Raw genomic sequence first — 9,788 nt, forward strand, 5'->3', positions numbered from 1 at the left:
ATGAGAGAAACCGCAATCAGCGAAGCAAAAGCCTTATGCCAAAGCCATAAGAGCGCATTTTTATCTACCTTCTCTAACAACCAAAAAGGTTTTCCTTTTTCTTCTATCGCTCAATATATTTTTCTTGAAGATAATCACTTTTACTTCTTTATTAGTGATATCGCCCAGCACACCAAGAATTTAGCCAAGCACCCGGCACTTTCGTTTATGGTGCTTGGTGATGGCGCGGCTGAAGATGTTGAAAATGCGCGAGTTACTATTCTTGGACATGCACACAAATTGCCAAGAGCGGATAGTGAAAGCCTGATTGCACAATTCGTAATGAAGCACGAAAAAGCTCAGCAATATGCCATGCTCGGTGATTTTCACCTATGGCGAATTGAGGTAGCTAGGGTGCGGTATGTAGGCGGTTTTGGCCGTGCATTTTGGCTAGAAAAACAGGAATGGTACTAGGACCTACACTGCAAAAGCGTGTTCAAACTCGCTTTCTCGTCTCTGCAGTTGCGATTGATTGGTCATGTCAGCCAAGGTTTTGCGCCAGAAACCGCACGAACTTTCAATCTTATCTTGCATACGTACTTTCCAGCGACCTTTATATACCGACCAAATGTGTGCCATAAATTCGGTGGCATACTGCTTTCTGCGCTCGGCAGGCACAATATAAAGTGCACAGACTTCAAACTCCCGACGGTTTGAAACACCAATAACGGTAAAACCAACCAGCTTGCCATCTGCATAAAAAAGATAAGCGATATTGGTTGCACTGCACAGCTCAAACGAACCCACTTGCTTTTGATAATGACTCGCTTCTAGCAAATGTGTAAAAGCCTGCTCGCTGTATTTATCAACTCGAATTAACTCTAGTTCAACCACTTTTTTAATCTCCCGCTTGGTGTACGGTTGATCATGCTTAAAGTTTGTGGGCGAATTGTGAAGTTTTTAGATTGGTTTCTATTGTTTACGTTAACTAATCCTCAGTTGCCATAATATGGCAAGGTAAAACTACTTATCTGGAGAGGTTACAAATTCCAAAGAAAGATAAATATTCAAATATTGCTAAGTTGACGAAATTGGATCACAAAAGCTGGCATAACAAAAAACCCCGCTACGATAACATTCTTTTACAACTCTATTTTGTTCCTAAGTTAGTATATTTTGTAACCTCTACTTCTTTGATTCACTTTTGAAAGGATTTTACTATGCGTTTAGGATTATCTATTGCAGTGGCAACTATTACCCTACTAACTGGTTGCGGTGGCTCTTCAACTGACTCACAAGACCAAGCACCACCACCCAAAACGGTCACGCCACCACCCTCTCCCACCGAAAACAAACTCAATATCACGGCACTGGACCAAAACAATCATGTTTACTCGAGCGACTTGGGTTACACCACGACTTTGGAGCGCGTCTTCAACTTAAAAGACGACAAACTATTAGTGCTTGGAGAAACATCAAGTGTTGAAGAATCAGGTAATAAAGAAGGTTTTTATGCGATCACGAACCTAGAGGGTCAAACTTATCAATATGAGAAAACGCAAGAAGGATTTGTTGATGCCTGTGTTTTTGACTCAGGGGAATACGTCATAGGTCGATTTAAACGTGAAGATACTGATCAGTTTAGTGTACAACTTGAACGCTATGATAGCTCAGGTACTTTGCTACAAAGTGCTGAAATGAAGGCGTTATCAATGGACGTTAAATATGATATCCCAGCTGATAAGAGTGCTTGGCTTCAAAAGCCGTTCACTATTATTCCGACAGACAATCCATTGAGTGAGATTCCATATACGCAAACTAGCATTACATGGTGGCGCTTTAACAATGTAAAATTCTCCTGCCATGACAACAACTTGTACGTCAGTTATAACAACGGAGGTCAAAAGATTGCGAAATACGACGTAAACCTCCAACTTAAATGGCAAAAGCTGATCGATATTCGTTACTGGGCTAACAGTTCGCGTGCGTCTGAAGCAATTGAAATGGCGCTCTCTGAGAATGGATTTTTATACACAGTGCAAAATATTAGTACTGATGCAATTCCTGCCTACAATCATAAATTTTCGACCAACCATGCGATACCCGATAACACTGAACAAAATGCGATGCACATGATTGTAAAAACCTTTAATGTAGACGGCGAACAACTCAATGAACAATTTATCAGTGATACTGACTCATCGTTAGTTGAGGATGTTCAAGTACACCAAGACAGTGTATTTGTTGGTATATCGGCACGCCGCAACAAAACGGGTAAAACAAGATATTCAAGCGAATGGGATATTGGCTTAGTAAAAATTTACCATGGTGAAAGGGCTGCTGAGCGTTATTGGTATGACTTAGATAAAGAAGATGTGCTACGTGGAGTAAAGATCAGCAACGACACATTATTTGTGTACGGCCATACTGGTGGTGTACAAGTGGACACAAATAGCTGGGTTGAACATAGCAAGGCGTTTATTGGAAAAATCAACCTTGAAAACCTAGCCGATATTGCTGCTGAAACCACTAGCACAGCACGTTCCGCCAGTTTCCAAGATTTAACCATTCAAAATGGCGTGTTAAGCGCTGTGGGACTTGAGAATGCGCCCATGACACATTCTACTGATATCTCTATGGCGGGTTTGTTGATTAAAAAAACACTCAACGATTAGACCCGCCAAGTGGTGATAACGACCAAGTTATCACCACTTATTATTAACGCGAAAGCAAAGTAACCACAGCTTGAGCCCCTTTATTGTCCGGTAAATTCGCCAAATGCAACTCCCCTTGCTGATTACGAATAAGCTCCCTGCTCAACACCAAACCGATACCTGAGCCATTTGGTTTAGTGGAATAGAAAGGTACAAAAAGGTTATCTGGATTGGCGATACCAGCGCCGTTATCTTCTAGGGTAAAGCACCAATTTTTTGGTTTATCTAGGGTTAGCGTTATGCCATCATTCCCCGCAGATTGATTTGCTTGCTCAGCATTATTGACAAGGTTGATCATAGCCTGCGTTAGCTGAGCTTCATCACAATAAACCAAGCCTTTATCAAGCGCCTTTATCTCAACACTGGGAAATAAAGCTTGCCAGCGCGATACCAGCAACTCTACCTCAATGCTTTGCATATCAACGGGTGGAAGCTGCGCTACTTGTGCGTAGTTTGCAACAAATTGCTGTAAGTGAGCGGCACGGCTTTCTATTACCCCGAGCATAGTTTGCTGCATCTCAGGTGAAATGATGTTGCCATCTTGTTGTAGAGATTGCGCCATTGAGTAGACCGGAGTTAAAGCGTTTCGCACTTCATGATTGAGCACCGATAGTAGCTTTTGCCATACCTGCTTTTCATTATCTCGCAGCGCTTGCTCCACTGAGAAAAACACCAGTAATTGATAGACCCGCTGCCCCCGGTATAGCTTATGAGCCGCAATGCTAAATCGAGAGATGTGCTGCGTATGCTGCCATTGTTCATCCACATACTGAAGTGCCAGTGTTTTAGCATGTGCACCATGCAACACCTCCTCTGGATACACGGTATTCATGGCATGATTAGCAAAATACACATGATGATGCGCATCAAGTACCACAATTGGCAGGGTGAGTTCGCTAATAAAATTAAATACAAAAGCTTCATTCTGACCATATTCTTGACGCTTTTGCTGTAATCGCTTGGCAGCTTCTTTAAGCTCGGCCTTGAGCAATTCAACCCGGCCCTTGCGGTACTGCGCTAACTGCCATACACCAAACTCTTCGTTGGTCATACCGTCCAATTGGACAGCCAAATTTTCAAGCACCTGCATTACTGCCCGATAACCGTAGCTCAGTGCGAATGCAGAGGGGAGCATCATACCGAGCAACAAAGTGATTGCACTTAACAGCGTAAGCTCAAAATAGTAGATCATCCCAAGCGCGAGCATAGCAAGTGTGATTATAGGTATCGCAAAGCCCACCTGTAACTTGTGCTCAAGTGATGCCAGCTTAGTCACCAAGCTCTGCCTTTGGGCTAATATCATGCTTTTCTAGGCGTCGATAAATTGCAGATTTGCTCAAGCCCAAAAACGCTCCTGCGGCCACTACATTGCCATCGAAATGGCGGATCGCTCTTGCAATCATGCGTTTTTCGGCTTCTTCTAGGCTCAAAAGTGGGATCTCTTGCTCTGGTGCACCTTCCTCAAGCTCAATATCATCCGCCGTTATCTCAGGCTGAAGTCCTAAAATCACTGCTCGTTCAATGACATGAGATAGCTCACGAATATTACCAGGCCAGCTGTAACTCAATAATTTGTCTAGCGCCGCAGCAGTTAGCGTGCGCTCCCGCCCGGTATCATTACCATGGCGCCTAGTGTGTTTAGCTAAAAAATGGGCTGCTAAGCTTGGGAGCTCTGCTAATCGCGCTCTGAGTGGCGGTACCTTTAGCACCACCGTATTTAAGCGATAAAGTAAGTCCTGTCGAAACTGCCCAGCGTTAATCGCTTCTGACAAATCCGTATTAGTGGCAGAAACGATCCGCGCATTACTGCGGCGCGTTTCAGAATCTCCCACGACTTCATATTCACCCGTTTCGAGCACGCGTAATAGCTTGCTCTGAAGTAGCAGCGGCAAACTGCCGATTTCATCTAAAAACAAAGTGCCACTTTCAGCCATTTCAAACCGCCCAGTGCGGCTTGCTTTTGCATCGGTGAATGCGCCTTTGCAATGGCCAAATAACTCACTTTCAAATAATTCCGTTGGAATAGCGGCCATATTCACGCTCACAAAAGCGTGCTCAGAGCGACCGCTCTTCTCATGAATATATTTAGCCAACTGACTTTTTCCGCAGCCATTTTCTCCCAAAATAAGCACGTTGGCATTGGTTTTCGCAACGCGCTGAGCTTGCTGAAATAACTGAGAGGTCGCGTTATTGCCTGCGTGTGGTTCATGTGATGACGATAGCGCTTCAGCACTTTTGGTGTAGCGTCTAACGGTGTTCAGCAGTCGCTGGTTTTGCCAAGGTTTTTCAATGAGGTCACATGCGCCCAACTGCATTGCTTGGACCGCAAGTTCAACCTTGGCCCACGCGGTAATAACAACCACAGGCACACTTATTTGCGCTTGTCTCAACCAACTAAGAAATTGCAGCCCTTCTTTTCCTGAGGTTGTATCTCTATTGAAGTTCATATCAAGCAAAATAAGCGCAACGGGCTGCTCCGATAACATAGCCTTGGCTTCATCTGGGTGTGCGGCTTCAAGGCTCATAAAACCATGACTTTGTAGCACTATGGTGGCTGACATTCGCACGTCAGGGTTGTCGTCGATGATTAAAACTGGCGTCATCACTTCCTACTTATATTTTGTTTGGGCTTACGCCCAAACTTTAATGTTTTAATGCACGCATTGGTGTCGAGTTTATTAACTGTTTCATTGGGTAAATTGCCGTGGCTAACGCAAAAGCCAATATGGTAACAATCACCACAAGCAACCAGCTAGATTTTGCCAACAACCAATCTGACGAAACACTCATATAAAATCCCGCAACAACCATAATGGCAGCCAACATCGCCACTAGCATAGGCGCGATGGTATCTGACAATAACAACCGATATAAACGTTGTTTCTTGGCACCAAGTGCCATTCGCATTCCAAACTCGTAGCGTCTTTGTTGAAAGCTATAGTTAAGCACACCGTAAATGCCCACCCCAGATAACAACAAACAAAAACCACAAAGCGCAAAGCTTAGCAGTAAAGTCAGGCGCTCCAAATAGGTAATGCTCTGATATGTCTTTGTTAAGTTTGAAAAACGCCATATTCCCGCCTGACCATTCACGGTGCTGATGGCATTTTGGATCTGAGCGCGAGTAAGTGATGCTCCCGGTTCCATTTCTATCATAAATGGATAACCCAAAGGCAGCGCAGGTAGCCAAACAGTTTTACCTTGAAGTTCATGATGACGTTTAGGGTAATTGAAGTTTTTTGAGATACCGACTATTTCAGCAGGTACATCTGGGTTAAAAATAAAATACGTTTCACCAATCACATCCCCATCTGGTTTTAACGCCTGTGCCGCAGCCCAAGAAACAATAGCCTCTTCCTTTTCGCCTCGAATTGCAGCTTCGCTAAAAGTGCGCCCGGCAACGAGCTCAAGCCCAGTTAATGCAAAATAATCCGGCCCAACGTTACCTCTAACCATGCTTGGTGTCCATTCACCCGCCATGTCCTGCATAGCAACCACAGGGACATCGCTTTGTAATGGACTTTCTCCATGGGCGACGCCTAACACGCCTGGAATGTTAGCCAACGCGAGTTTGAATCCTTCAATATTGGCGTAACGCGCGGGAAATGGAGTGGGATCTGCGGGAATATGCAGCATCACGCTATACATATTGTCCAACTTTGTTCCGAGCGGTCTAAGCAAGGTATCGGCGCTTTTACATAGCACCAAGGTCGCCCCAAGCACCAACGCAGTGGTAAAAAACAGCTGTACCGCAACCAGTGTTTTTGTCGTCGCTATTCGTACCGCTTTTACGCTGCCTTTACCTGACGACTGCATGCTTTGCTTAAGCTGGCTAAAATCAACCATGTGTGAGGTGACAAATGCAAACAATAAAGCCAATAACAGTACGGTTAGGATAGCACTGAGCAGCACTGTGGTATCTAAGGTTAAAGTGTCAATCAGCGGCAAATAACCACTGGTGAGCGATTTAACTAACCTCAGCTCCCACGCCGCGATAAATAACCCCACCAGCACAGCGCCTGACACCAATAACAGCGCTTCTAGCAAAATTCCACGAAACAACAGCTTACGCTTCGCACCGAGCATAGCTTGTAAGGCCAGTTGCTGTTGGATGGTGTGAGCTCGAGAGATAAACAAATTACTCACATTAAAAATTGCAATGAGTACCAAGCATGACACACTCAACAACACGATAATGGCAAGCTTGTCATGTCCCGCCAGCTCTACCTCACGGTACGAACGCACTATAGGTTCAATATCAAGTAACGCTTCGTCAGCCGATTTCCATTCGCTTTGGTGCAGTTGAACATTTTGATATAGCTGCTCTGCGAGGATATCCTGACCACTATTGACTGGTAATATCGCCAGTAACTTCAAGTTGTTTAGCCTGCTACTCCACGGATGATACTCGCCGCGCTGATCACCAAAAAATCGCTCATCTTCAGAGAAACTAAGCCACAGCGCCCCATTTCCTTCACTTAAAAAGTAAGGATCACCATGCGTACGTGCAGCAACACCGACGATGGTGTACAGTCTGCCAACAATCCGTAAACTCTCCCCAAGCACATTGTCATCACCATTGAAGTATTGTTGCCAAAGTTTATAGGAAATAATGACCTCTGGATTTTTCTGGCTAATGCTTTTCGTCGGCGTTAGGTATCGCCCCTGTGCTAGTGGCATTTTCACCATACTAAAATAATCCGAACTTGCAAAAGTCAGCGTAAGCTTTGGCTTGCCAGCTAGATTTTCAACCACATCGGAAAAGCTACTGATCAAAGCTCTTTTTTCAAATATGGAGGGAGTCTGATACCAGTTCAGCATGTTTTGAAAGCTCTGCAGCCCTTCTGACGCTCTATCTTGGTATACGTTCTTTTGTTCTACCACCACAAATCGTGATTCATTTTCAATCTCAAGCGGCTTAATAAAAAAGCCACTAAACAGACTCAATGCGACAAAAAAGCAGCTTAACGCGAGTGCCAACGTCAGTACTAGCGTGATACAAAAATTCGGTACTTGAAGCAAACTTTTGATTGCCAGCCCTAGTTGACGCCGAAGTTGCAAAAACCCCATTACACCACCTCCGCAGTACAACTATCACGTTTTACAACGCTTGATGAAACCTGTACCCCATCTAAAAGCTGAATTTGCCGCTTGGCATAACCTGCATAGCGAATATCGTGCGTCACCATGCAAATGGTTGTGCCTTGCCTATTCAACTCCCCCAGCAAGGCCATTACCGCATCACCATTTTTGGAGTCGAGGTTTCCAGTTGGTTCATCGACTAATAAAATACTTGGCTCGCCTGCCAGCGCACGCGCAATAGCCACTCGCTGTTGCTGCCCACCAGATAGTTGGTTTGGTTTATGTTTTGCTCGGTGAGACATTTCAACTTGCTTAAGTGCGCCCATCACACGACGCTCAATTTCGTCAGTCGCAAGCGCAGGCTCTCGATACTGAAGCGGTAAAGCCACATTATCAAATACCGTTAACCCATCCAGTAGATTAAATGACTGAAAGACAAAACCGATATGCAAATTACGCAGCTCTGCTTGCGTGTCTGCGTCTAGCGTACTGGTTTCTATATCTCGGATGCGATAGCTGCCTGAAGTGATGTCATCTAATAGTCCAAGAATGCTCAATAGAGTGGATTTTCCCGATCCTGACGGACCTGTTATCGCAACGTAATCGCCCGTTTCAATTTCAAGGTTAATGTTGCTAATGGCGTGAGTTTCAACATCCTCGCCAAAGAACACTTTACTCACTTGATGTAATGCCAAAATAGTCTTGTCCATTTGTTCTTCCTTTACCGATTGAGTGATTTAATTGTTATTTTTTCTAGGTGCTGGTAGTCAGACATCTCTGACACCACCACTTGCTCACCGGATAAACCGCCTTCGAGTACTTCTATGGCATTGCCGGCTAGTTTACCAAACTTGAAACTTTTTTTGATAAGCATGTTGTTTTGTTTATCTAAAACAAATAATTGACTCTGAGATTGTGGAGTTGAACGCGGTGGCTTAATAAGTGAAAGTGCGGCGGTCTTTGTTGCTGTAAAAATTTGCCCTTCGACAGTCAAAAGTGGGCGAGCATTGCTTGGCAGCTCTCCAAGTAATGCCAGCTCTATCGCAATACGCCCGTCTTGTACGATGGGTACAATGCGGCTGACCTTTGCCTCAACATGACCAACAAAGGTGTCTACTACTGCTCGTTGACCTAAGATAATCTCGCTTGCTTCTCGCTCTGGCACCAGTAAGTCGGCTACCAAAGTTCGCTCACTGCCCACCACAGCTAGCGCCTGCCCGCGTGTAATTGCTTGACCTTGACTAACATGTACTTGCTGCAACATACCGCTGATCCCTGCAGTGACTTGTAATTGCTCAACCGCTTGAAGCGCGACCTGATAGCTCAGCTCATATTCTTTTAATAGCTCTAGCTCAATCTCAATTCTTTGCTTGTGTAATGCTCTAGTTTGGCTAAGTTGCTGCTGAGCGAGCTTTACTCGCTCGCTTAACTGAGCGACCGTTAAGATTGAGCGCTGATGATCTAAGCTTGAAACTATGCCTTGAGTAACTAATTGGCGCTCAGCCTGCTCTCGCAATTTGGCATTTTCAAGCTCACTGCTGAGTAGGGTATTTTGTCCTTTCAATGCTAGTAGCTCACTTTCTTGGCTTAGCCTTAATGCTTCAACATTGGCTTTTTGCCTAGCCAGTACTAGTCTTTCTCGGTGGAGTTGCTGAGTTAGCTCAGGATTGGTTAACTGTAAAATAACGGTGTCTGGCTCTACCCTGCTGCCTGGAAGATGCAGTACGGTTTCAACTTGCGCTGCAAATGCGGTTGTGATCTCTCTACTGATCTTTGAGCGTAATCGGCCATAGCCTTTAACACTAAACTGTATCGGTCCGGATTGAACGGTGGCAAATTTAAGCTTTTCAGCATCTATTTGCTGGTCGTGAGGCACAATCCATACGCCTAATGCAGCGAGCACAATAAGGGTCGTTAACAGCCACCACCTACGAAATGGCTTTTTAGTTGTTTTGGCAAGGCTAGTGTGAATATCCATCGAATTACCATGTTATTATTTTTATACGGTAATAC

At 44.6% G+C, this 9,788-nt stretch carries 8 protein-coding genes; 2 read left to right on the forward strand and 6 right to left on the reverse strand.

Going from position 1 to position 9,788, the window contains the following annotated elements:
* On the forward strand, nt 1-453 hold a 453-nt coding region (locus L1D50_RS18350), incomplete at its 5' end, for a pyridoxamine 5'-phosphate oxidase family protein (RefSeq protein ID WP_138521664.1).
* A 3-nt stretch (nt 454-456) separates the two neighbouring features.
* Here L1D50_RS18350 and L1D50_RS18355 read toward each other — a convergent pair.
* The gene (locus L1D50_RS18355; protein WP_239966554.1) at nt 457-873 is read right to left on the reverse strand and encodes a GNAT family N-acetyltransferase; all 417 of its coding nucleotides are present in this window, start codon (nt 871-873) and stop codon (nt 457-459) included.
* Nucleotides 874-1,199: 326 nt separating this feature from the next.
* On the opposite strand from L1D50_RS18355, the gene L1D50_RS18360 reads away from it, so the two are divergent.
* Complete coding sequence (locus L1D50_RS18360) at nt 1,200-2,654, forward strand: hypothetical protein (RefSeq protein WP_138521666.1); 1,455 nt, start codon at nt 1,200-1,202, stop codon at nt 2,652-2,654.
* A 43-nt stretch (nt 2,655-2,697) separates the two neighbouring features.
* On the opposite strand, the gene L1D50_RS18365 is transcribed toward L1D50_RS18360, so the two are convergent.
* The 5 genes from L1D50_RS18365 to L1D50_RS18385 are packed head-to-tail and all read right to left on the reverse strand — an operon-like array spanning nt 2,698 to nt 9,753.
* A complete protein-coding gene (locus L1D50_RS18365; RefSeq protein WP_138521668.1) occupies nt 2,698-3,969 on the reverse strand; it encodes an ATP-binding protein in 1,272 nt (423 codons plus the stop codon).
* The gene (locus L1D50_RS18370) at nt 3,962-5,296 is read right to left on the reverse strand and encodes a sigma-54 dependent transcriptional regulator (RefSeq protein WP_138521670.1); all 1,335 of its coding nucleotides are present in this window, start codon (nt 5,294-5,296) and stop codon (nt 3,962-3,964) included. The genes L1D50_RS18365 and L1D50_RS18370 overlap by 8 nt, the downstream gene beginning before the upstream one ends.
* A 40-nt stretch (nt 5,297-5,336) precedes the next feature.
* Entirely contained in the window at nt 5,337-7,763 is a 2,427-nt protein-coding gene (locus L1D50_RS18375) for an ABC transporter permease (protein ID WP_138521672.1), read from the reverse strand.
* Nucleotides 7,763-8,485 carry an ABC transporter ATP-binding protein gene (locus tag L1D50_RS18380; protein ID WP_239966555.1) on the reverse strand — a complete coding sequence of 241 codons (723 nt, stop codon included), beginning with the start codon at nt 8,483-8,485 and terminating at the stop codon, nt 7,763-7,765. Before L1D50_RS18380 ends, L1D50_RS18375 begins: the two co-directional genes overlap by 1 nt.
* 11 nt (nt 8,486-8,496) lie before the next feature.
* Nucleotides 8,497-9,753 carry an HlyD family efflux transporter periplasmic adaptor subunit gene (locus L1D50_RS18385; RefSeq protein ID WP_239966556.1) on the reverse strand — a complete coding sequence of 419 codons (1,257 nt, stop codon included), beginning with the start codon at nt 9,751-9,753 and terminating at the stop codon, nt 8,497-8,499.
* Nucleotides 9,754-9,788: the final 35 nt, after the last annotated feature.

The sequence above is a fragment of the Pseudoalteromonas sp. Isolate6 genome (assembly GCF_022398435.1).
GTDB classification, from domain to species: domain Bacteria; phylum Pseudomonadota; class Gammaproteobacteria; order Enterobacterales; family Alteromonadaceae; genus Pseudoalteromonas; species Pseudoalteromonas galatheae.